General features: G+C 39.4%; 19 protein-coding genes. 7 read left to right on the top strand and 12 right to left on the bottom strand.

The window, feature by feature from the left end; all coding sequences use genetic code 11:
* Positions 1–175: 175 nt before the first annotated feature.
* On the top strand, positions 176–1,054 hold the full coding sequence (locus tag H6G73_RS15080; protein WP_190605849.1) for an aspartoacylase: 879 nt from the start codon (positions 176–178) through the stop codon (positions 1,052–1,054).
* Between the two features lie 200 nt (positions 1,055–1,254).
* Here the strand turns inward: H6G73_RS15080 and H6G73_RS15075 are convergent, their stop codons facing one another.
* The 4 genes from H6G73_RS15075 to H6G73_RS15060 form a co-directional block, all read right to left on the bottom strand.
* A complete protein-coding gene (locus tag H6G73_RS15075) occupies positions 1,255–2,427 on the bottom strand; it encodes a Vgb family protein (RefSeq protein ID WP_190605847.1) in 1,173 nt (390 codons plus the stop codon).
* Between the two features lie 463 nt (positions 2,428–2,890).
* Entirely contained in the window at positions 2,891–4,000 is a 1,110-nt protein-coding gene (locus H6G73_RS15070; RefSeq protein WP_190605845.1) for a glycosyltransferase family 4 protein, read from the bottom strand.
* Between the two features lie 40 nt (positions 4,001–4,040).
* Positions 4,041–4,826, bottom strand: coding sequence for a PIG-L deacetylase family protein (locus H6G73_RS15065; RefSeq protein ID WP_190605842.1), 786 nt, complete (start codon positions 4,824–4,826; stop codon positions 4,041–4,043).
* A gap of 524 nt (positions 4,827–5,350) precedes the next feature.
* Positions 5,351–7,594, bottom strand: a complete 2,244-nt coding sequence (locus H6G73_RS15060) for a hypothetical protein (RefSeq protein ID WP_190605840.1) — start codon at positions 7,592–7,594, stop codon at positions 5,351–5,353.
* 642 nt (positions 7,595–8,236) lie between these two features.
* On the opposite strand from H6G73_RS15060, the gene H6G73_RS15055 reads away from it, so the two are divergent.
* Positions 8,237–9,436 carry a glycosyltransferase family 4 protein gene (locus H6G73_RS15055; protein ID WP_190605940.1) on the top strand — a complete coding sequence of 400 codons (1,200 nt, stop codon included), beginning with the start codon at positions 8,237–8,239 and terminating at the stop codon, positions 9,434–9,436.
* 16 nt (positions 9,437–9,452) lie between these two features.
* Positions 9,453–10,589: a glycosyltransferase family 4 protein gene (locus H6G73_RS15050; RefSeq protein ID WP_190605838.1), complete on the top strand. Its 1,137-nt coding sequence runs from the start codon at positions 9,453–9,455 to the stop codon at positions 10,587–10,589.
* 57 nt (positions 10,590–10,646) lie between these two features.
* Here H6G73_RS15050 and H6G73_RS15045 read toward each other — a convergent pair whose 3' ends face one another.
* On the bottom strand, positions 10,647–10,988 hold the full coding sequence (locus tag H6G73_RS15045; protein ID WP_190605836.1) for a hypothetical protein: 342 nt from the start codon (positions 10,986–10,988) through the stop codon (positions 10,647–10,649).
* Positions 10,989–11,413: 425 nt separating this feature from the next.
* Between H6G73_RS15045 and H6G73_RS15040 the strand changes: the two genes are divergently transcribed.
* The 4 genes from H6G73_RS15040 to H6G73_RS15025 all read left to right on the top strand — a co-directional run bounded on the left by H6G73_RS15040 (position 11,414) and on the right by H6G73_RS15025 (position 16,603).
* Entirely contained in the window at positions 11,414–14,812 is a 3,399-nt protein-coding gene (locus H6G73_RS15040; protein ID WP_190605834.1) for a phycobilisome rod-core linker polypeptide, read from the top strand.
* Between the two features lie 335 nt (positions 14,813–15,147).
* Positions 15,148–15,633: an allophycocyanin subunit alpha gene (gene apcA, locus H6G73_RS15035; RefSeq protein ID WP_190605833.1), complete on the top strand. Its 486-nt coding sequence runs from the start codon at positions 15,148–15,150 to the stop codon at positions 15,631–15,633.
* Positions 15,634–15,697: 64 nt separating this feature from the next.
* Positions 15,698–16,186 carry an allophycocyanin subunit beta gene (gene apcB, locus H6G73_RS15030; RefSeq protein ID WP_190605831.1) on the top strand — a complete coding sequence of 163 codons (489 nt, stop codon included), beginning with the start codon at positions 15,698–15,700 and terminating at the stop codon, positions 16,184–16,186.
* A gap of 210 nt (positions 16,187–16,396) precedes the next feature.
* Positions 16,397–16,603, top strand: a complete 207-nt coding sequence (locus tag H6G73_RS15025; RefSeq protein WP_045870451.1) for a phycobilisome linker polypeptide — start codon at positions 16,397–16,399, stop codon at positions 16,601–16,603.
* Positions 16,604–16,679: 76 nt separating this feature from the next.
* Here H6G73_RS15025 and bioF read toward each other — a convergent pair whose 3' ends face one another.
* The 7 genes from bioF to H6G73_RS14990 all read right to left on the bottom strand — a co-directional run bounded on the left by bioF (position 16,680) and on the right by H6G73_RS14990 (position 23,174).
* Positions 16,680–17,849: an 8-amino-7-oxononanoate synthase gene (bioF, locus tag H6G73_RS15020; RefSeq protein ID WP_190605829.1), complete on the bottom strand. Its 1,170-nt coding sequence runs from the start codon at positions 17,847–17,849 to the stop codon at positions 16,680–16,682.
* A gap of 10 nt (positions 17,850–17,859) precedes the next feature.
* The gene (gene ruvA / locus H6G73_RS15015) at positions 17,860–18,507 is read right to left on the bottom strand and encodes a Holliday junction branch migration protein RuvA (RefSeq protein WP_190605827.1); all 648 of its coding nucleotides are present in this window, start codon (positions 18,505–18,507) and stop codon (positions 17,860–17,862) included.
* Positions 18,504–19,250, bottom strand: a complete 747-nt coding sequence (locus H6G73_RS15010) for a sucrose-phosphate phosphatase (RefSeq protein WP_190605825.1) — start codon at positions 19,248–19,250, stop codon at positions 18,504–18,506. Before H6G73_RS15010 ends, ruvA begins: the two co-directional genes overlap by 4 nt.
* Positions 19,251–19,510: 260 nt before the next feature.
* Positions 19,511–19,747 (bottom strand): exodeoxyribonuclease VII small subunit, encoded by a 237-nt coding sequence (gene xseB, locus H6G73_RS15005; RefSeq protein ID WP_190605823.1) that lies wholly within the window; start codon positions 19,745–19,747, stop codon positions 19,511–19,513.
* Positions 19,734–20,993: an exodeoxyribonuclease VII large subunit gene (gene xseA / locus H6G73_RS15000; protein ID WP_190605821.1), complete on the bottom strand. Its 1,260-nt coding sequence runs from the start codon at positions 20,991–20,993 to the stop codon at positions 19,734–19,736. The genes xseB and xseA overlap by 14 nt, the downstream gene beginning before the upstream one ends.
* 373 nt (positions 20,994–21,366) lie before the next feature.
* Entirely contained in the window at positions 21,367–21,678 is a 312-nt protein-coding gene (locus tag H6G73_RS14995; RefSeq protein WP_190605819.1) for a hypothetical protein, read from the bottom strand.
* Positions 21,679–22,145: 467 nt separating this feature from the next.
* A complete protein-coding gene (locus H6G73_RS14990) occupies positions 22,146–23,174 on the bottom strand; it encodes a response regulator (protein ID WP_190605817.1) in 1,029 nt (342 codons plus the stop codon).
* Positions 23,175–23,187 lie beyond the last annotated feature (13 nt).

The following is a 23,187-nucleotide window of genomic DNA, read 5'->3' as shown; positions in this document are numbered from 1 at the left end:
ATGTCCTAGAATATGATTTCCTGAACTAGTAGGGAATCTTATGTCATCCTTTCCTAGCCAATTGAAATTGAATTTGTTTTTCTGCCAACATTTACTTGCTTATATTTAACAGAAAATTTAAATAGACTTTTAATTATTTTTACTTGTTGCCATTTTATTTACATCAGGAGGCTGTATGAACTTGATCAATCGCGTCGCCATTGTAGGAGGTAGTCATGGCAATGAGTTAATTGGTGTTTTTTTAGTGAAAAAGTTTCAAAAAAATGTCAATTTAATCATTAGATCCAGTTTTCAAACTTTATCTGTATTGGGCAATCTCAAAGCAATTCAAGAAAACAAAAGATATATTGATAAAGATTTAAATCGCTGTTTTCATGCTTATGGTTTACAAGACAACTCTCCTTCTACGTATGAGGACTTACGAGCAAAGGAAATCCATCAAATTTTACACCCAAATAATCAAACTGGTGTAGATGCCATTATTGATTTGCATACTACAACCTCAAATATGGGTATCAGTATTATTCTCAGTAATCAGCATCCTTTTTTGTTAAATCTAGGGGCTTATTTATCCACAATTAACCCTTTGGTCAAAATTTGTGTCCATGAACAACCAAAATTTAGTGGTTTTCTGCGTTCTATATGTAATTTTGGTATTGTCGTGGAAGTTGGTGCAGTTCCCCAAGGGGTATTACATGCAGAATTATTTCAACAAACTGAGCAAGTTGTCTATGCAATTCTAGATTATTTTCAAGCCAGCAATCAAGGTAAAACACCAAAAACCAGCAATATATTAACGGCTTATCAGTCTATTAATATTGTAGATTATCCTAGAAATGAAGTGGGAGAAATTGCCGCAATGATTCATCCTCAACTGCAATATCAAGATTATCAACCCCTTCATCCAGGTGAGCCGATGTTTGTGACCTTTAATGGGGAAAATATTATTTATAAAGGTGAATCAACAGTTTATCCCATTTTTATTAATGAAGCTGCTTATTATGAGAAAGGTATTGCCATGCACTTTACTCAAAAGCAAGAAATCCATTTATAGCTGTAGACAAGACAGTTAGGATATTAACTACAACTAAAACTTAGACACAAAAAGGCTTTTAGTACTGTAACCTGTAACCTGTAACCTGTCCCCTGCTATAGATGAATATCATCTTTAATGATGCTAATCAACAACTATCTTGCTCAATAGTTTGTCTAGATAACAAATGAAACCCTGATGAAATTATCTCTGTGCAATTTTTAATTACTCATTGGCATAAATTTATTTTTACGCTTTTTCTGGCTAATTGCACATAATGCACCAAAGGTAATTAGACTCCATACCAATGTAGATTTTTCTGGAACTGGTACCGCAGTAATACCAATAGACCGCACTAAATTAGGGTTACTAAATGCAACACCAGTAAAACTGGTTTCACTACCAGTCGCTCCATTGAAGGCTAAAATTGAGCCTATATTGTTCTGAGTAAAATCAAAACCAGCAACATAAAGATTATTGCTAAAAGCACCATTTCCAAAGGTTAAGTTACCAATAAAGTTACTGCTGTAAATTGTGTTGGTATAGTTAGTTGAAATTATATCAACTAGATTTCCTGCCGAGTTATAGCGACGAATTCCTCCAGCAAAATCACTAACAACGATATCATTGTTCGGTGCAAGAGCTAGTCCTAGTAAACTAACAAATCCAAAACTTTCTGGTAATGGTGTTGGTTGGGAAACAAAAACACTAGGGTTTGTAGTAGGTTCTATCCCTGCTACCTGTTCTGGACTGTAACGTAAAACTTGGCTATCGTAAAGATAATCCAAATCCCCATTTTGATCATTAGCAGAACCTTGGGTAGTAACATAAAGGCTACCATCTGGGCCAAATAACAAATCATTGGGGCCATTTAACCCATTTAAAGACCCTTGACCATTATTATTATCAGAAGCAAAAACGCCTAAAAATTCTCCGGTTGTGGGGTTGAATTTCAATATTTGATTAGTGCGAAAACTACTCACATAGAGCATTCCATCGGGACCAAAGGCATTACCATAAGGACGAATCAACTCATTACCAGAAGCCGCTACACCTAAAAATTCTCCAGTGCGACTGAAACGCAACACGGCAGAATCGTTGGGATATAAAGAGTCAAACAAATTCAAGGCAGAAGATCCACCATTACTCACATAAAGGTTGCCATCAGGCCCAAAGGTTAAGTCATCAGGGTCACGTAAACCACCATTGCCAGGAGTGGTAAAATCACCCAAAAAACTGCCTGTTTGTTCATCAAAAATAGTGATGGTATTGCTGCCACTATTGCTAATGAGTAGGGTGGCGTTAGCTTGATTTACATCAAAGCAAAAAATACCAAATGTTCCTAACAGTAGTGATGCTGGTAGAGCAAAACTCTGTTTATTTATTGTCTTCATCGGATTAAATTAATGAATTTTTTATCTTCATGGTGGATAATGGTGATAAATTGCATATTTGCAGACATTTATCAGCAATTTCCCTGACTTGATACCAATATAAAAGCATTAAAAGTAATGATTAAAATTTGTTTTAACAGTAACTTTGTTAAATATTAAACAAAGTGAATCTTTTTATGTTTTTTTAGTGAATTCATCTAATTTTTACTTAATTAAAAATTTTATATATTTACAGTAAATTTACTAAACCTTCAATAAAAAATTATTTATGTATTTTAGATTGTAAATATTCAGCAGTTAGGCAAGATATGTCTCAAACCCTCTTTCCTTTGCTGTGCGAACGCTGTCTTCGATAGGTGGCTCATTATTCTGTGACTGGCGGGTAAGTTCTAATATTGACAAAAAATGATTAATATGCAAAAGGCGGGCTAAATAGCCCGCTCCAAAACATTGGTAACAATTATTATTTACTAACTAATAATTTCTGCATTGCTAATCGTGGGGCGACATCATATTGTTTGATTAATTCACGATAAACAGAAATTGTTTCTTTATTCACTCTTACCGCGTGGAAACGTTCTATATTTTGTTGGGCACGATGTTTCCAATAAGCAAGTTGTTGAGAATTGCTGAGTAGTTGGGCTAAAGCATTTGCCAAGGCTTGACTATTTTTCGGTGGCACAAGAATGCCAGCTTGACGATGATCTAATGTTTCGGGAATACCATCTACATCGGAGGCAATAATGGCACAACCTGCTTCTCTAGCTTCTGTGAGGACTAAACCAAAGGATTCGCAGTGAGAAGCGAGGACGAAAATATCGCTTTCTAACATGTACCGTTGCGGTTCGGGTTGAAAACCTTCAAAATGAATGCGATCGCTACAGGGTGTTTTGTTGGCAATTTCCTCAAACAAACCGCGTTCTGGCCCGTCTCCTACTAGATATAAATGGGCTTGGGGAAAATCTAAGGCAATTTTACTAAAAGCCTCAATTAACTCAATAATTCCTTTGCGGCTATACATTCCGGCTACTGTAGTAATAGCTGGATGGTTGAGGGTAATTGGTTCATAACTATGGATGCTTTGGTGTCTTGGACTTCCTAAAGTTCCATTAGGCACTACACGCAATTTTTGCGGTGGAATTCCTCTGCGAGTCATGGACTCAGCTACAGCTTTACTCACAGCAATAACTCGATCTGCAACACCCATCAAAACAGAACTGCGTTGAAATTCATTGTGAACTGTAGAAACTAAACCATATCCACTGGTATATTTCAGAAGACGTGCAAGTACAATCCCCGTCATCATATGAGCATGAACAATCGTCGGTTGAAAGTTCTCCACAATCTGCCGATAACACCAAGCTGCTTTCATGATGTTGGGTAATGTCCGTGACTGGTCAAGTTGAAAATGCTGAACCCCATAATCTGCTAATAATTCTTCATATTCTCCTCCATTAGAGGCTACAGCAACTTGATAGCCTTCGTTGGCTTGTAAACATGCTAAATCTACAGCTACATTTACAATGCCATTACCAACTTTTTGGACGTGGTTTGTAATATGGAGAATTCGCATATAAAATTTTCCTCTAGTAATTAATTTACAGAAATTGAGGCTAGAATTCTGTTTTAAAAAATATTTCCATGGGTTTAGTAAATTGTTGGATAAACCCATGAGGTAAAACTTGAGTTTGAGAATTATAGATAGCAATAGCTTGCTGCTTTTTCTCCTGCACCGAGGGAATGGCTAATCGATATGCTGCGGTTAGATGTTGCCATTTCAACATAATAAATACTGGTGCTCGCCAAAATAACCAAATAGGATATTCGAGTAATTCGACTTTCATTCCTATTTGGGCGATTGCTTCTTTAACTAATTCGTATGTAGCTTCGTGGTCTTGATGAGAATCTAGACGATGGGGAACATATATCTCTCCTGGTTTACAAGAATTTAATAAGGCGATAATTTGAGTAATAATTTTTTTTCTACTTGATGAATCTAGTGTTTGTAAGCTACCATCTGGATGGTCTAAAAAATAAATATCTGAAGCTTCTACACCCAAAATACTTAATGCTTTTAATGATTCCTGTTTACGGACTTGAACAATTTGGTTTTGAGTTTGTATTTCTAAACCATGTGAACCTCGTCCATCAGTTAAAAATGCCACGGTGACGGGAATTTTTTGTTCACGTTTGATGGCAATCATGCCCCCACAACCGAAGGTTTCATCATCTTGGTGGGGTGAAAAAACCAGCACTGATTTTTCACTAACGGTCAGTGGTGTACTTCCCCAGGTGAGAATCCAACGAGAAACTAAATTGGCATGAAGTTCTTGCAATAATCTGAGCAAATAGATGGGAATTAATTTTTGTATTTGTTTTAAGATGGCTTTACTTGGCATAAATTTTAGTGAAGTTAAATCACTGGATTCTCAATTTATTTGGTGTCCAGACAAGTGTAAACTAGATAGAAAAAATCAATTGTTGTAATTTGGTGACTAATTTTAGGCGATGTTTTGCATGAATATATGAATTTGTCTGTTTTATTGTCATTTGAATTTATCAATACAATCTAGAAATATATAAATTATTATGTTCTGCTATTGATGTTTATGTTTAATTGGCATAATTGTGACCTGTTAGCAAAAAATGTATTTTTCTGAAGAACCTAAATCATTAATTTCATCATAATTGAGCTTCGGTTGTTTATTTCTTGTTTTTTGTGTTAATTTCGCATAAAAGTATGAAGTGTAAATAAATTTAAGTCTAATAATAATAACTATAGAGATGTATTTATGCACAGAGATAATCACATTTAAGAATAGATAAAATAAAAAAGCGGCAATTAAAATTAATCAATTACCGCCAATATAGAGTTATTTCCTAAAAGATAGTTGGAATGAAGGTTTCTAGATCATGAGAATGATTAGATAGGTAACTGATACACTAGAACTTTACCTTTCCAGTTTTCTTCTGCAAATAACAGATATTCGCCATTAGCACGACGGAAAGCACGAATACCATAGGGTATATCAACCCAACCACTTTCTTGGTCAACTTCTGGGCCTGGACTGAACTTTTTCACTAGTTCTCCGTTGGCTAAGTTAAACACCGACACTTCGGCTGTTTTGACTGTAATTGTAAATAGATAATCACCGGCTATACTCATGGCAGCTGTGGAGATTTGACGCTGACCAGTAGTATCATAAGGAACAACAGCCCGCCAAGTGGCATTACGATTTCCTTGACTCCAATTATCAAATCTAGCAATTTCTGAACCTACTACTCCATAGTCGTCACCCACAGGTGGATGTTCTTTTGTAAAACCAGATAAATACATAGTATCTGTTTCTGGAAAATACTCTATGCGACGTATATCTGTAATGAAACTAGGAGTGGTTTCTTTCACCATCGATTTGTAGCTGTAGATGGGATTACCTTTAGCATCTATCCCCAGTAAGGGATAATGACGGATGCCAATACCATCTTGGGTGCGTAAAGTTTTCCACACATCACCTTTGCTATCTACCCACCATCCCCCAATATAGGGATAATCTTCACTGCTATCATATTCAGTTTTATCAAATCCACCATTGCCATTGCGATCGCGCCAAATCCATTCTCCCTTCACTGGTTGATGAGGTGGCCAGTTACCTTGGATAGATTCTTTCCCTTCTGCATTAGTGCCTACAAACATCCCCGCAGGAATGGCAATTTTCCCATCTGTGTCTGGTTGGAAACGATAAATTTGCAAAAACTGATTATACATATCCGTCAGAAACAGGTAGGGCTTTCCTTGAATACGACGGAAAAATGTGCCATCTGGTGATGTATGCAGACGAGGGTCTTGAGGATATTTAAAGGGATTGAGAGTATAAGCCTTATAAACCCACTGTCTACCAGCCGGTTTATTGTAATCCATCAAATATTGTTCATGCTTGGTGAAGACATTAGCTGCATCTGTTTTTGGGTCAGCATCGGCATTATCAACAAATATCAATCCTAATAGTTGCCATAACTGTTGACCGGAAGGTGAATACATCCTCAAATCGGTGCCAGATTTGTTGAAACCATTGTTATTGATATAGAAATTGCCTGTGGCATCTGTACCAATACCAGTGATGCCATAGAGTTTTAAACTATGAACTTCTCCCGGTAAACCGCCAAAAATCCCCTTTTCGGTGCCAAAAGTTCCAACTTGAGTAGGTTGCTTGCTGATATCGTAAATTAGAACCTGCTGACGGGGGCCATTGTCTGCTACTAACAATCTACCTCGATGATCAATAGCGATCGCTGAAGGATCGACAACATCAAGAATCTGTTCAGCTAACTTCGTTCCTTTTGGTGAATAGTGGGCCACAGTGGCAGGAATAAAGCCTCTTCTAGCTTGAATAATCCACAAAGTACCTTGACGGTCTACAGTAATGGCACCGGGATTAATCACACTAAAGCTGCTAACTTCCTCCATGGTGGTCGTATTGTAAACACGAACTAAGTTCGCACCACCAATACTGACAAATAATTTATCACCGATATTTGCTAAACCAGTAACTTCAGTTTCTGTACTGGTAATTAACATGCTTTTATCCCAACCACGTCCTCCCTTAAAGGGTGCAGCTTTTCCCTGGAGGGTATAGCGTCTCACACAATACCAATTTTTACCTTCTGGTGGATAATCTTCTTTATCGCTTTTCATGCCTCCCTGTATCATAGCCATGAAAATATATTTGCTATTTACAGTGATGGCCTTACCACCAATGCGATTCCAACCGTGGGTATCTTCTAAAATAGCGATCGGTTTACCATCTTTGTATATACCAGCTTCCGCTGCTGCTTCATCCCAATGGCTATTTGTATATACAGTACCATCGGCAGCTACATACATTGATTCGATATTATTTTGCACCCGCAGTCTACCATTACCAATGGAATTACCAAGCCAAGAAGTTTGATAAGGTAGGCCTATTTTTATATAAGTTTTAGAGTTGGGACTGATACTGGCCCTATCCATGGCCATTCCCAAAAATGTAATCAATAATGCACAAGTTAAACCCAATAAACCGTTAAAACTGAGTATAATCCATCTGTTACTACGCCGAGAAAAATTATTGATGTATTGATTTATCTTGTGGATAAATTTTTGGAATGGAAGCAATAATCTGTTTTTCATAAAAACACTCAAGATTAAGCTTTAAAGAAGCATTTTGAGGACTGCCAACTTATACAAAGCACCACCACATCATTAATTTATTGCTGGCTCCCAATTATTCATATATTCTTTATCGTTTTCCGGGTAACTACAGCAATTATTTCCTGTTTATTTAATTGAAATTTCCCAAGTTTTTATCACCATATTCACTGGGCATAAATGTAATTGTTGCCACTAATTACCATGCAATTAATGCTGTGTTCTGGTTATTAATACAGTTTGTCGTTGATTTATAAATCACTCCAGAGAAGGATTGGCGGAAATTTTAAATCTTGTTATTACTAGTGGGACAATACCTACATAAAGTAACAGAGCTTCCCTCAGAATAAACATTTTTATTCAAAACTTTATCAAGAAAACATTGTTTTTTTAAAATTTTTATTCTTCAATTGAATAAATATTGGTTAACTATTTTATTAGGATAAAAATAAAACCAAAAAATAGTAACTCGATATACATTTTTTTAGAAATGATTTATCTTGATAGGATTTTTGGCACCTTCCTGATATGACAGGTGAATAAAAGGAGGAAAATCAAGAGAAACTATTTAAACATGCGCTAGAAAAGCAGCAACAAGCATGTCTATATGTGGTAGTGAAAAATATGGGAGAAGATATACCAGTGGCAAGTAAGAACAAAAACTATGAATTAGAAACAGCATCAATACTTACTTTAGGAACTGGTTGGTTTCCGCAAACACCAGGTGGTTTGGAAAGATATATCTATGAATTAACACATCAATTAGCTGCTAATCAGGACAAAATAGAACTTTGTGGAGTTGGTATACCTAAAAGTTCAGAAAATCCACTCATTAAGTTAACTAATTTAGCTAATCCCAGTAGCCCAATTTACCAAAGATTGTGGTCTATTCGGCAAAATTTTCAGAAAACTAGAGTAGATAAACCCGATGCCATTAATTTACATTTTGCCCTCTACAGTTTTCCTATTTTAGATATTCTCCCCAAAGATATACCTATTACTTTCAGCTTCCATGGGCCTTGGGCTGCGGAAAGTCAACAGGAAGTAGTTGATAAAAAACTGAGTATTCTCTTAAAAGAATGGCTAATTGAAAAAAATACCTACAACCGATGCGATCGCTTTATTGTTCTTAGTCAAGCTTTTGGTAACATTTTACATCAAAGATATCAAATTCCTGGACACAAAATCCATGTCATTCCTGGTGGTGTAGATATTGAGCATTTTCAACCCCAACTATCACCAAAAGCCGCAAGAATGCACCTAAATTGGCCAAGCGATCGCCCCATCATTTTTACTTCTCGTAGATTAGTATACAGAACAGGAATAGATAAACTTTTACAGGCAATTGCTACCATTAAAAATCGCATTCCTGATATTTGGTTAGCCATAGCTGGTCGTGGTCATATTCAAAACCAACTGCAACAACAAGCTGATGAATTAGGTTTAGAAAATCACGTCAAATTTTTAGGATTTTTACCAGATGCTAATTTACCAATTGCTTATCAAGCTGCTGATTTAACAGTTATGCCCAGTCAATCCTTTGAAGGATTTGGATTAGCCATTATTGAATCCCTAGCTTGTGGTACTCCTGTAGTTTGTACACCAGTGGGAGGAATGCCAGAAATCTTGCATAAATTCTCACCAGATTTAATTACAGAATCAATTACATCCGCAAGTATTGCTCATACCTTAGAACAAGCCATTTTAGGAAAAATATTTTTACCTTCTAGGGCTGAATGTCGTGAATATACAACTACTAATTATGATTGGACTCATATTGCTCAAAAAGTTCGACAAGTCTTATTAAGAACAGCTACAAAATAATTGATTTCCCAAAAATATGCGAATACTCTTCTTAGACCAAAGCGGTAAACCCGGTGGTGCAGAATTATGTTTAATTGACATTGCCAAACCTTATAGAAAAACATCTCTAGTAGGTCTATTTGCTAACGGTGACTTTAAAGATTTACTGGAACAGCAGCAAATTCCCGTGCAAGTTCTCACCGAAAAGTCCATCAAAGTCAAAAAAGAAAGTGGCTTGATTCCAGCATTAACCAGTTTGGGAACAATCACACCGTTAATTGCTCAAGTCATTCAACAGGCGAAAAACTTTGATATTATCTATGCTAATACACAAAAAGCTTTAGTAGTTGGTGCGATCGCTAGTGTATTAACCCGTTGTCCCCTCGTCTATCATTTACACGACATTCTTTCCCTAGAACACTTTAGCCCCACAAACCTACGAGTTGCCATTACCCTAGCTAACCGTTGTGCATCCTTAGTGATAGCTAATTCCCAAGCTAGTCAAGCTGCATTTGTGGCAGCTGGTGGGAAATCAGAGATAGTCAAAGTTGTTTATAACGGCTTTCACCCAGAAAATTATCATACTGCCATTGAAGATATCGCCAGATTAAAACAACAATTAGGAATAGAAGGTAAATTTGTCATTGGACATTTTAGCCGTCTTTCCCCTTGGAAGGGACAACATATATTAATCAATGCACTAGCTCAATGTCCACCAGAAGTAATCGCTATTTTCGTAGGTGATGCCTTATTTGGAGAAAAAAATTATGTGCAGGAATTACATACACAAGTAAGCGCACAGGGACTAGAAAACAGAGTTAAATTTTTAGGATTTCGCGCAGATATTCCCCAATTAATGGCAGCTTGTGACTTAATAGCCCATACTTCCACTGCCCCAGAACCTTTTGGTAGAGTGATTGTTGAAGGGATGTTATGTGGTAAACCTGTAATTGCCTCTCAAGCTGGAGGAGCCATAGAACTAATCGCACATAACATCAATGGCTTTTTAGTTCCACCGAACCACCCCCAAAAACTGGCGGAAATCATCAACACCTGCATTCAGCACCCACAAACAATTACCAATCTAGGGAAACAAGCACAACTAACTGCCAGCCAAAAATTTAATCTCACCACAATTAACCAACAAATTGCCCAATTGTTAAAATCTATCTAATCAATATCACTGCCTTCTTCAGGAGTTGCTGTGAGAGAGCTTGTATTCAAAATTCTCTTAAACAGGTAATCGTCCCGAAGCAAACATCTTATAACCTGCTGACATTAAAACTAATGATAATAAAAATTGCCAGAGACTCATAGGATTAAGAATCGCGCGACTACTCATAAACACAAAAATCATCCCCATGCCGATAGATATCCAGCCGAGATTTTTCATACCTCTAGGGAAAAAAATCAAGATCATTACTCCTATGGTCAGTGTAAGTACGGAAGTATCAGCCGCTATACCCCGCCACCAATAAGGACTCACATTGGTTGTAAACATGATGTTTTGCCCAACCAAGTAGATGCCCATAATTAGTAAACCTAAGCCGACAATTCTCAACAAAAAGCCCATAATTTCAACTAATTAACCGTGTTTTCTATACCTTAACTTAAAAGAATAGGGATTCCCTCTCTGGAGAATCAATCGGGTGTAAAGAAGGACAAAATTTCTTCTTTACTTATGAGTATTTACAATATATTTTATACCAAAAATTTAAATTAAACCTGATTAAATGTATAAAAATAAACTTTATACAGATGTTAATCAAGTTTTAATCCTGACATGCCCTTCTGACTGCATTTAGATTACAGGTTTGACATACTTCTTAATAAATTAGCAGCGCAAACGCAAAACGTTCTAATCTAAAAGCTGACTGGGTTAATTTACTGGCATTTCTGAAGGCAGTATCCCTAAGGCATAAAAGGCACATGAGTGTCAAGCCCCAAGCGACCCAGACTTAACACATAAAACATTATGATAGGAGTTTTAAAAATCCGATGAGTGTTAAGGCGAGTGGAGGAAGCTCAGTTGCGCGCCCGCAACTGTATCAAACCCTAACAGTAGCAACCATCTCACAAGCGGAACAACAAGACCGCTTTTTAGGAAAAGGTGAACTGAGCGAACTATCGAATTATTTTTCATCTGGCGCAAAACGGCTGGAAATTGCTCAGGTACTGACGGAAAATTCTGAGATTATCGTCTCTAGGGCTGCCAACCGGATCTTTGTTGGTGGTTCACCCATGGCTTTCTTAGAAAAGCCCAGAGAACAAGAAGTAGTCATGGTTGGTGCGGGTGCAACTAATGTCCAAGAGGGCATGAAGTTAGGTACTGTCACCTATGTTGAAACCCGCGGTGGCTTCTTTGAAAACCTCCGTTCCATTTTCAACACCAGTGCAGGTGGCCCTACACCTCCAGGTTTTAGACCCATTAACATTGCACGCTACGGCCCCAGCAACATGGCTAAGAGCTTGCGGGATTTATCCTGGTTCTTACGCTATGCTACTTATGCGATCGTTGCCGGCGACCCCAACATCATCGCTGTCAACACTAGAGGTTTGCGAGAAATTATTGAAAATGCTTGTTCCGGTGAAGCTACATTAGTTGCTTTACAAGAAATCAAAGCGGCTTCCCTGTCTTATTTCCGCAAAGACCCTGTAGCCGCAGACATCGTTACCGAATACATGGATGTGTTGTTGACAGAATTCCAAGCACCAACACCATCCACCAAACTGCGGCAACGTCCCTCTGGAGACCAGCAAGGGTTACAACTACCACAAATCTACTTCAACTCCGCAGAACGCCGTCCCAAGTTTGTCATGAAACCTGGGTTGTCCTTCAGCGAAAAAACAGAAGTAGTCAAAGCTGCTTACCGTCAAGTGTTTGAGCGCGACATTACCCGTGCTTACAGCTTGTCCATCTCTGATTTGGAATCTAAAGTCAAAAATGGCGACATCTCCATGAAGGAGTTTATCCGCCGTTTAGCCAAATCTCCCCTTTACCAAAAACAGTTTTACCAGCCTTTTATTAACAGCCGGGTAATTGAATTAGCCTTCCGCCACATTTTAGGTAGAGGCCCCAGCAGCCGTGAAGAAGTACAAAAATACTTTGCCATTATTTCCAACGGTGGTCTACCTGCTTTAGTTGATGCGTTGGTAGATTCTCAGGAATATAGCGATTACTTTGGTGAAGAAACAGTTCCCTACATTCGTGGTCTTGGTCAAGAAGCTCAAGAATGTCGCAACTGGGGTCCACAACAAGACCTCTTCAACTACAGTGCGCCTTTCCGCAAAGTACCTCAATTTATTACCACCTTTGCTGCTTACGAACAGCCCTTACCTGATCAACACCCCTATGGTTCTGGTAACGACCCATTAGAAATCCAATTCGGAGCGATTTTCCCGAAAGAAACTCGTAACCCCAGCAGCAGCCCCGCACCGTTTAGTAAAGATACTCGACGCATCTTAATTCACCAAGGGCCTGGTATTAATAACCAAGTGAGCAACCCTGGTGCTAGAGGAGTAGCCCCTGGTTCATTGGGCCCCAAAGTTTTCAAATTAGACCAATTACCCGGTACTATCGGCAAGAAAGCTGCCAAGGGTGCTAGTGTTAAATTCTCCGAAAGCTCTACCCAAGCAGTAATTAGGGCCGCTTACCTCCAAGTATTCGGTCGTGACGTTTATGAAGGACAACGGCTGAAAGTACAAGAAATCAAACTGGAAAACGGGGAAATTTCTGTACGGGAATTTATTCGCGCTTTGGCGAAATCAGATTTATTCCGGAAGATGTACTGGACTTCTTTATATGTATGTAAGTCCATTGAATACATTCACCGTCGCTTATTAGGTCGTCCTACCTACGGTCGTCAAGAAAACAACAAGTATTTCGATATTGCTGCTAAGAAGGGCTTCTACGCGGTAGTTGATGCCATCATTGACAGTGTTGAATACAGTGAAGCTTTCAATGAAGATACAGTTCCTTACGAACGGTATTTAACACCTGCTGGTGTGGCACTACGTCAGTTGCGTGTAGGCAGCATCCGTGAAGATGTCGCCGCTAAGGTGCAGAAGGAAGAAACTCCACGGTTTGTGGAATTGGGTACTGTGGCAGAAATGCGAACAGCACCAGATATTGAATTCCGCATTAATCAAGGTGTGACCAAGCAGCGTGAGCAAACCAAGATATTCAAGCTGGTTGCTAACACTGAAGATAAAGTAGCAGTTCAAACTTTAATTAGTGCTGCTTACCGTCAGATTTTCGAGCGTGATATTGCTCCCTACATTGCTAAGAATGAATTCACTGACTTAGAAAGCAAGCTGGGTAACGGCGAGATTTCTGTGAAGGAATTTATTGAAGGTTTGGGTTACTCTAACCTGTATCTCAAGGAATTTTATACGCCCTATCCCAACACCAAGGTAATTGAGTTGGGTACAAAGCATTTCTTGGGACGTGCACCCATTGACCAAGCAGAAATCCGCAAGTACAACCAAATTTTGGCTACTCAAGGGATTCGCGCCTTTATCGGTGCCCTGGTGAATAGTGCTGAATATGCTCAAGTGTTTGGTGAAGATACAGTACCTTATCGTCGCTTCCCCACATTACCTGCGGCTAACTTCCCCAATACCGAGAAGCTTTACAACCAATTAACTAAGCAAAATAACGATTTGGTTGTGCCTAGCTTTGAACCTGTGAAGGCACGGATTAAGTCTGAGAATACGCCAATTTTAGCGAAGGCGATCGCAGATTTGGCGGCTCAAGCCCGACAAATGGACAAGACCAAACCTCTGTTCATCGAGTTGGGTCGTTCCTTCAACGATGGTCGTGGTCAGTCTGTAGAAGTAGGTGTGGGTACTAGCCGTCGTAAACCTACCCGCATTTACCGTGCTACCATCGGTGCTAACAAAGCAGAAGCTAATCAAGTGATTAATGCCATCTACGTTCAAGTGATGGACGTATTTAGCGGACAAATCCCTGATTATCTGCGTCGCAGTGACTTAGACAGCAAACTGCGTAATGGTGAAATTACCGTGCGTGAGTTCGTTCTAGAACTGGCTAGCTCCGAAATTTATCGCAAGCGCTTCTACACCCCCTATCCCAACACCAAAGTGATTGAATTCCTATTCCGTCACCTGCTGGGACGTGCACCAGCTACTCAAGGTGAAATTCGTCAATACAACAAACTATTGGCTGATAGCGGCTTGAGAGCGGCTGTAGAGGCAATTGTGAATAGCCCTGAATACGCTCGCTACTTTGGAGAAGATGTTGTACCTTACAACCGCTTCCCATCCCTACCTGCTGGTAACTACTTAGGTAGTGTTAAGGCAGCATCTGACCTAGTGAAACAATCTTGGTCTAGTTTGTCTCCTGCTGTGTTAACAGGTCGTTCTACCAACAGCTAGACATTAGGTGACGAATCACAGGTGGTAGGTGACAGAGGAAATGTAAATTATTCCCTGTTACCTATCTATATTCCTGTTATTTCCCTGTAAATCCGGCTTTGGGACTCTCAGAATGAGAGTAAATCTGAAAGACAATGTTACAAACTATTAAGAGCAGTCATAAATGCTCAACATAATGCCGGAGAATATTTTGCGGAAGGTAGCTGAGTTTTCCAGCTTGCGTCTGTAATAACTCAAGCAAACTCACAATGTATTTGCGTACAGAGCTACTATCAACCAATTGAAATTACACCAGTTCATTATTCTGGTTTCATTAGTTTTGGAGGATTCCATTAATGAGTATCGTCACGAAGTCCATCGTGAATGCTGATGCAGAAGCTCGCTATCTGAGCCCTGGTGAATTAGATCGGATCAAGAGCTTCACCGCTGGTGGCGCACAACGCCTCCGCATCGCTCAAGTATTGACCGACAACCGTGAGCGTATCGTTAAGCAAGCTGGCGACCAACTGTTCCAAAAGCGCCCTGATGTTGTTTCTCCTGGTGGAAACGCTTATGGTCAAGAAATGACAGCTACCTGCTTGCGTGACCTCGACTACTACCTCCGCTTAGTTACCTACGGTATCGTTGCTGGCGATGTTACCCCCATCGAAGAAATCGGTATCGTTGGCGTACGCGAAATGTACAAGTCTTTAGGCACCCCCATCGATGCAGTTGCTGGTGGCGTTGCTGCTATGAAGAGCGTTGCTTCTACTCTATTGTCTGCTGAAGACGCTTCTGAAGCTGGCTCTTACTTTGACTACGTAGTAGGTGCATTAGCGTAGGTTGAGTTTCTTCCCTACTGAAATGAAACTATTGCAATAAGGTTGGAAATAAGGAATTAAAAACATGGCTCAAGACGCAATTACCGCTGTCATTAACTCCGCAGACGTTCAAGGTAAGTACCTCGATACCGCTGCTTTAGAAAAATTAAAAGGCTACTTCTCCACCGGTGAACTGCGCGTTCGTGCAGCTACCACCATCAGCGCTAACGCTGCTGCGATTGTTAAAGAAGCTGTAGCTAAGTCCTTGTTGTACTCTGATATCACCCGTCCCGGTGGTAACATGTACACCACCCGTCGCTATGCTGCTTGTATTCGCGACTTAGACTACTACTTGCGTTATGCTACCTACGCTATGCTCGCTGGCGATCCTTCCATCCTAGATGAGCGCGTACTCAATGGTTTGAAAGAAACCTACAACTCCTTGGGCGTACCCGTTGGTGCTACCGTTCAAGCTATCCAAGCTATCAAAGAAGTAACCGCTAGCTTGGTAGGTCCCGACGCTGGTAAGGAAATGGGCGTTTACTTAGACTACATCTCCTCTGGCTTGAGCTAGAATTTGCTTTGCACTTAATGATTTAGGTGCGGCTTTATTCAGGTCTGGAAATCTATCGTGAGTTTTAGAACGTGATATTGCTGAAATTGGAGTATTAGCGGTCTAGTATTGATGATTGATTTCCAGACTTTGAGAAAAATAATTAAAGATTTACTCTCCAGGTTTTGAGATAAAAAAGTTTCCGCAAACGATACAGGAGATTTCACAAACATGGCCCGTTTATTTAAAGTAACTGCTTGCGTTCCTAGCCAAACCCGGATTCGCACCCAACGTGAATTACAAAACACCTACTTCACCAAACTAGTTCCTTTTGAAAACTGGTTTCGTGAGCAACAACGCATTATGAAAATGGGTGGCAAAATTGTTAAGGTGGAATTGGCAACTGGTAAGCAAGGTACAAATACTGGGTTGCTGTAATTGCTATAAACCAAAGATTATATATAGTAAATTATTGAAAGGTCTAAAAAGACCTTTTTTTTTGGGGACTTTAGGGTTACAAATTAAAATGCTCCAAAGCTTGCACTAATTGATCAATTTCTTCGAGTTGATGGGTAGCCATCATGGTAATTCTGATGCGACTAGTAGGGACTGTGGGGGGACGAATTGCGGGAGCAAAAATGCCCGCTGCTTTTAAATATTTACCTGCTATTACTGCTGTGGCTGCGTCAGATAATTGAAAGCATAATATTGGTGATTGGGAAGGTAATATTTTTAATTTAGGTAAATTATTGGTAATTAATTGTTTTAAATAATCAACATTGGCCCAAAGTTGCTGGCGACGTTGGGGTTCCTGTTGTACTATCTGAAATGCGGCTAAGGCTGCTGCTGTGTCTGCGGGTGAAAGGGCAGTTGTGTAAATCCAACTAGGGGCGCGGTTACGTACAAAGTCAATGAGGTTACTGTTTCCTGCGACATATCCGCCTAAACTACCTAAGGCTTTACTTAATGTACCAATTTGAATGATTTCTCTACCTGTACATCCGAAATACTCTACACATCCAGCCCCAGTTTTACCTATGACTCCGGTAGCATGGGCTTCATCGATGAGTAACATACAGCTAAATTCTTCAGCTATATCTAACAGTTCTGGTAGGGGACATAAATCTCCATCCATACTGAAGACACTATCAGTAATAATTAGACAACGGCGGTAATTGTGACGATTTTGATGGAGTTTTGCCGTTAATGTGGCAATGTCACAATGGGGATATTCAATGATTGTTGCACCACTGAGAATTGCCCCGTTTTTTAGGCTGGAATGATTATATATATCTGATAAAATTAAATCTTTTTTGCCAACTAGGGAAGTAATTGTACCTAGATTCGCTAAATAGCCTGAGCTAAATACTACCGCATCTTCTGTTTGTTTGGTAGATGCGATCGCTCTTTCTAATTCTCTGTGTAATTCCCTGTGTCCACTGAGTAATCTAGAACCTGTGCTACCTGTACCAAATTCTTGGATAGCAGCAATTGCATCGTTCTGTAATCGCTCATCTCCAGCTAAACCTAAGTAGTCATTACTGGCAAAGTTAATGACTTCTTTTCCTTCGAGGATAACTTTTGCACCAGGACGACTCTGTATAGTTTGTACTGAACGATACCAGTCAGCCCGATGAATTGTGGCTAGAGATTGTTCTATCCAAGCATAAGGGTTAGTATTCATTCGTCACAAATTAGGAATTTCTCACCTCAATTTCGCTGCTACTTAGATGGGCGATAGCTTGTTTAATCCAGTCTTCCACATAGGCATCCTTGGGTAAACCAATGTCTTCGCTGACTACATGCAAGGCGTGACTAACTTCATGGGCAGTATATCCCAAGGCAAATAGGGTCATTTGCACTTCTTCTAAAATGCCTGGTGCAGGGCCACCTGTAGCCACGAAAAATCCGGCTGATTTCCGCCATTCAATCAATTTGCTCTTCAATTCTAAACAAATGCGTTCGGCGGTTTTCTTGCCCACACCAGGAGCTTGAATGAGCATTTGCACATTAGCAGCAATAATCGCTTGGACTAACTCAGGTAATTCTAAAGTATCCAAAAGAGCGATCGCTAAAGCAGCACCTATGCCAGTGACAGACAGCAAATGCCGGAATAAATCCCGTTCAGCCGGGGAAGAAAACCCATACAGTAAAGGTATTTCTTCCCGAATCTGGTAATGGGTAAAAATTTGTACCTCTTCCCCAGTATTGGTTAATTGCTGGGCGAGGCGTTGGGGAATTTGTAAATCATACCCCATTCCATTCACTTCTAGAGTCAAATTTGTCCGATTAGGACTAATTGCTTGAACTCCTGCAACAATTCCTTTTAAATAACTAATCATGTTAAGAAACCGAAGTGTTTTAGTCCTTCCATAATTCCACCAGCACAAAATTTTTGTGCTAGGTAGTGATGGTGAGCAGCATACTGCTTGTACCATTGGATTAGCTCTGGACGAGCATTTCCGACAATGATTCCCCGTTCTTCCCCCACGGTGAATAATGCAATATCATTGCCTGAATCACCGCAAACGACAGTCTGTTCCGCTGCAAAATCCCACTTTTGACGTAGAAACTGCATTGCCTGACCTTTATCGCTGGTTCGGGGAACAATGTCAAGGTCAATACCACTGCTATAGATTAACTTTATATTTAATTTAATTTTTTGCAACTCTGACTCAAGCTGTGGTATAATTCCTGCCAATTCCTCCTTAAGGAAAAAGCTGACCTTGAAAGGCCGTTGTTCTGAATCGGGTTGGGGAATCAATTCAGGGAACTGCTTAGTAACAGATACAATTGTTTCCCGTTGCCATCCGGGAGAGAGGACTTGTGACCAGCTAGGATCTGGTACATCGCTATTATGCAAATAAATTTCTGTACCTACAGATGAAACCAGCGCATCTGGATGCAGGAGATTTTTTTCGGCTTGGAGTTCGCGGTACAACATGGGCGATCGCCCTGTAGCGTAAACTATTTTTGTACCATGTTCCTCTCGGTGTGTTTGTAGACGATGGTTTAACTCTTGCAGCGCATCATCATCGCCAACTAGGGTATGGTCTAAATCAGTTACAAATAAGAATTTAGTCACAGCTATCTCCTTTTGTCGGGTTAATCAACAAAAAGTTTATGCTGTTTTTGGTAATAATTAAACGCGGATGAACGCAGATAAATGTAGATAATTCCGTACTTTATTGGTTACTAGCTGTGGATGTTGAAATTGTCTGCCTATTAGATATCTGGTGGTAATTAAATGTGCGTGGTTTGAAACCCTTGTAGAGAAGTTCCGCCGGAACGTCTCTACATTCATTTTCACCAGAGGTCTATTGTGATCAACACTATATTATTGTTCTAACTTTCATCCTGCAAAGTTTCAATCAACAAATCTACCTGTTGCTGACGCTGTTGTAAAAAGTTTTCACATTGACGTAAATATTCCACCGCAGTAGCAAATTGTGCAAATACATCTGCTAATTGCAATTCACCTTTTTCAATGCGGGTGATAATTTGCTCTATTTCTGCTACCTTTTCTTCATAACTGCCACTTGCTAGGAAATCAGAATTAGCAGCATTATTACGCTTGACCATTACTTCCTCTGCGTCCTCTGGGTTTTGGTGGTTTCTTCACTTCCACCACTTTAACTTTTACCTCACCTTGGGCCAATTGAATCAGTAAATCTTGTCCTATGGTCAATTCTGAGGCAGCGCGAACTATGTCACCCTGTTCTTGCCTCACCACAGCATATCCCCGCTGTAACACCGCTTGGGGGTCGATACTGGCCAATTTTTGGCGTAGCATTTCTAAATGCTGGGTGGCTTGTTGCACTTTCCCTGTGGTTATCTGTATCAGTTGTTGACGCTTCCAAGATAGTTTGTTGGTTTCCTGTTCCACTTGTCTATCTAACCGCAACCTCCGCAACCGATTTTTTAATCCTTGCAGTTGGTCTGCTTGTTCTGCTAAGGATGAATTTACGGCTTGAGACAAAGTTGTAATTCGTTGTTGATGTTGAAAATATAAATCAGAGAGTGAAGGCACGACCTTTTCTGCTGCGGCTGTGGGTGTGTGTAAACACATATCAGCCACTAAATCTGTTAAAGATTCATCTCGGTGATGTCCTATGCCAGTAATGACGGGAATTTGGCAATTAGCAACAGCCATAACCACTCTTTCATCATTAAAACAGGCTAATTCCTCCACTGCACCACCACCACGAGATAAAATTAATACTTGTGCGCGTCCATCCCTTTCTACTCGTTGAATGGCTTTGACTATGGATGGTGGTGCTAGTTCTCCTTGCACTGTAGCGGGTGAAAAGAGGACATGTAAGCCAGGATATCGATGTTTGAGGGTTTTTTGAATATCGCCCCAAGCTGCTGCGGTGGGAGAGGTGACGACAGCGATAGTATGGGGATGCAGAGGGAGCGATCGCTTTCTATCAATATCAAATAATCCTTCAGCTTGCAAGCGGTTTTTCAGTTGTTGATAGCGTAATGCTTGTAAACCAACACCCCCAGGTAAAGCTTGCCAGACTGTTAACTGATATTCTCCTCGTTGTGGATACAGTCGAATACTGCCTAAAATAATTAACTGCTCACCGGGAACAGGCATCTGTGCTAACTTTGCCAATTGATTATTCCAGGCTACACATTTAATCGCAGCTGTGCCATCGGGGTCTTGAAGAGTGAAAAATAAACCACTCCGATGATGATTTGCACTAGAAACTTCACCAGTCACCCAAACTTGTCTGAGTATCTCATCTTGTTCTAATAACAACCGCAGATAGTCGGTTAACCCAGCTACTGAGAGTGCAGTGACAGGAATATCAACATTCATAAAACCTGTAGATTAGTATAGAGAATTAAATTAATTCCTATTTGTTCAACTAACCTACTTATTATACCGAGTCAAAATTAACTCTTTTCAATCTATTAGGACTTACGCACAAACTAGGGAAGAATCGAACCACGTATCGCTAAAGCGAAAGCTCCGCTAACGCGCAGCGTCCCGAAGGGATAGGAAAGACAGTTTCACAGATATTTTGCGTAAGTCCTGTATATGTTTAATTTGAAAACACTAATGACATGATAGCCTTACCAATTTTTGATTTTAAAAAGAATATAACTCATAACCTTTCAAGCTGAATCAAAAACCTGTGTTGTAGGGGTTGATAATCATATTTCCCCCCTACAAAAAATCAGATTAACTATTAGTAACCGTAGTAGCGGTTATATCTACGATAACGATGTCCATGTCCACGATAATAATAGGAACGATGGTAATGAACTGGGCGATAATAATGATGATGAGAACGACGCAGGCGATATCTTCTATGTCGGTGATGGCGACTTACAGGACGATAGTAATGACGGCGATAATGTCTGCGGTGGTGAACATAGCCATGACGATGACAGTGGCGATAATATCTGCGCGGTGCAGCATCAGCACTCTCAATATTAGAAAAAGCTGACATGGATGCTACTAGACCCGCAAGCACAAAAGACATGAAGCGATTCATCATGTTAATTAAGATTAATGTTATTGTTGCCAGCGTAGGAATTTAACGAAGAGAACATCCCAATCATGCTGTTTTTATTCTACAGTAATGATCAATACCTTGTAAACACACTATAAACTATAGATTTAATACTGACTAATTTGTAACCAAATAACTAAATATAATTATTCTTTACATGAGTAAATCTTGACATAGGAATAACCAGAAATTTTCTAATTGTCTCTATATAAAATTATTGCTAGAGATTAAATAGGCTTTTTCCATAACTATGAGCAAAATATTTATCGTAAATTACTAGATAATTGTGAGGAAATATATTTTTTATATAAAAACACAATCATGCACCACGTAATTGACCCATATTTAGCTGTGGGTATCTGCGTTCAATATATAGCTTATTATTAATTGAGTCCCAATCTAAAAAATAGTTAAATAAGATGACTGATAAAAATATACAGTCATCCCTGATTTTATACCATATGATGGAATAGAATCTTCAACAAATCTCCTTGCGTAAATGGCTTTTGCAAATAACCTGTAGCTTTCACCATTTTGGCTTTGGCTTTATCTCGTAGACTGCTGGTTTCTGTCATCAAAATTACTGGTGTATTCTTAAAATAAGTATGTTTTCGCAATAGAGAACATACTTCATAGCCATCTAAATGTGGCATCACAACATCAAGCAAAATGAGTGCTGGTTTAACCCGCAAAATTTCCATTAATGCTTGAGATGAATCAGTTAAAGCAATGACAGAAAAAATTTCTTCGTCCAAAAAACCTTTAATCGTCTCTAAAACTGTGGCATTATCATCAATACAAAAGATATTGTAAACTTTTTTTGTAGTTGATGGTGGACATACTAAAGGCTTAGTCTGATGCTTGATTTTATAGTCAGAGAGCTTAGTAGCTTGATAATTATTGGTAGGTTGTGGATGATTTTCTCTGACAGTATGATTAGCTTGATTGGGAACGACTTTAGCTGCGGCTTGATATTGTTCCACTAATAAGCGCAAATTTAAATGACAAAACTTAGGTAAATCATCTAAAAATGTTTCAGGGATAAATTCATAACTACCTACTTCTAACTCTAAAAATGATTCAAGCACCTCTACAGCCAATCTTTCAATTAATACTGCTGCTTGAATTTTGCTAATGTACTTCTGATTGACTAACCAACAAATAGCCAGATAGTCAGGATTGGGAATAGCTTGATTTTCAATTTCCTTTTCAAAAATGACCTTTAATTGCTCATTAATGCCTCTGGGTAAAGTAGAAATTTGCTGGCTTAAAGTTTGCAAATTTCTGTACAAAGGCTCAAACATTTGCTCTGAGTAACACGCATAAGTTAACTTTCCTTCCTCCATATAAATTGACCAAGCGCCATTGGCACTAAATACTTGCAAACAACCAGTAAAGGCAGGACTGGTAATTTTTTGCAACAGCGATAGAGGTTGTAATTTTTGAAAAAACCTGTATCTACTAATAGGAAGTGTTTTCATGCAAACTGCTCAA

The organism is Richelia sinica FACHB-800, from assembly GCF_014698825.1.
In the GTDB taxonomy this organism is placed as follows: Bacteria; Cyanobacteriota; Cyanobacteriia; order Cyanobacteriales; family Nostocaceae; genus FACHB-800.
The sequence above is the reverse complement of the archived record's forward strand: the minus strand, read 5'-3'. Positions and strand labels throughout refer to the sequence as shown.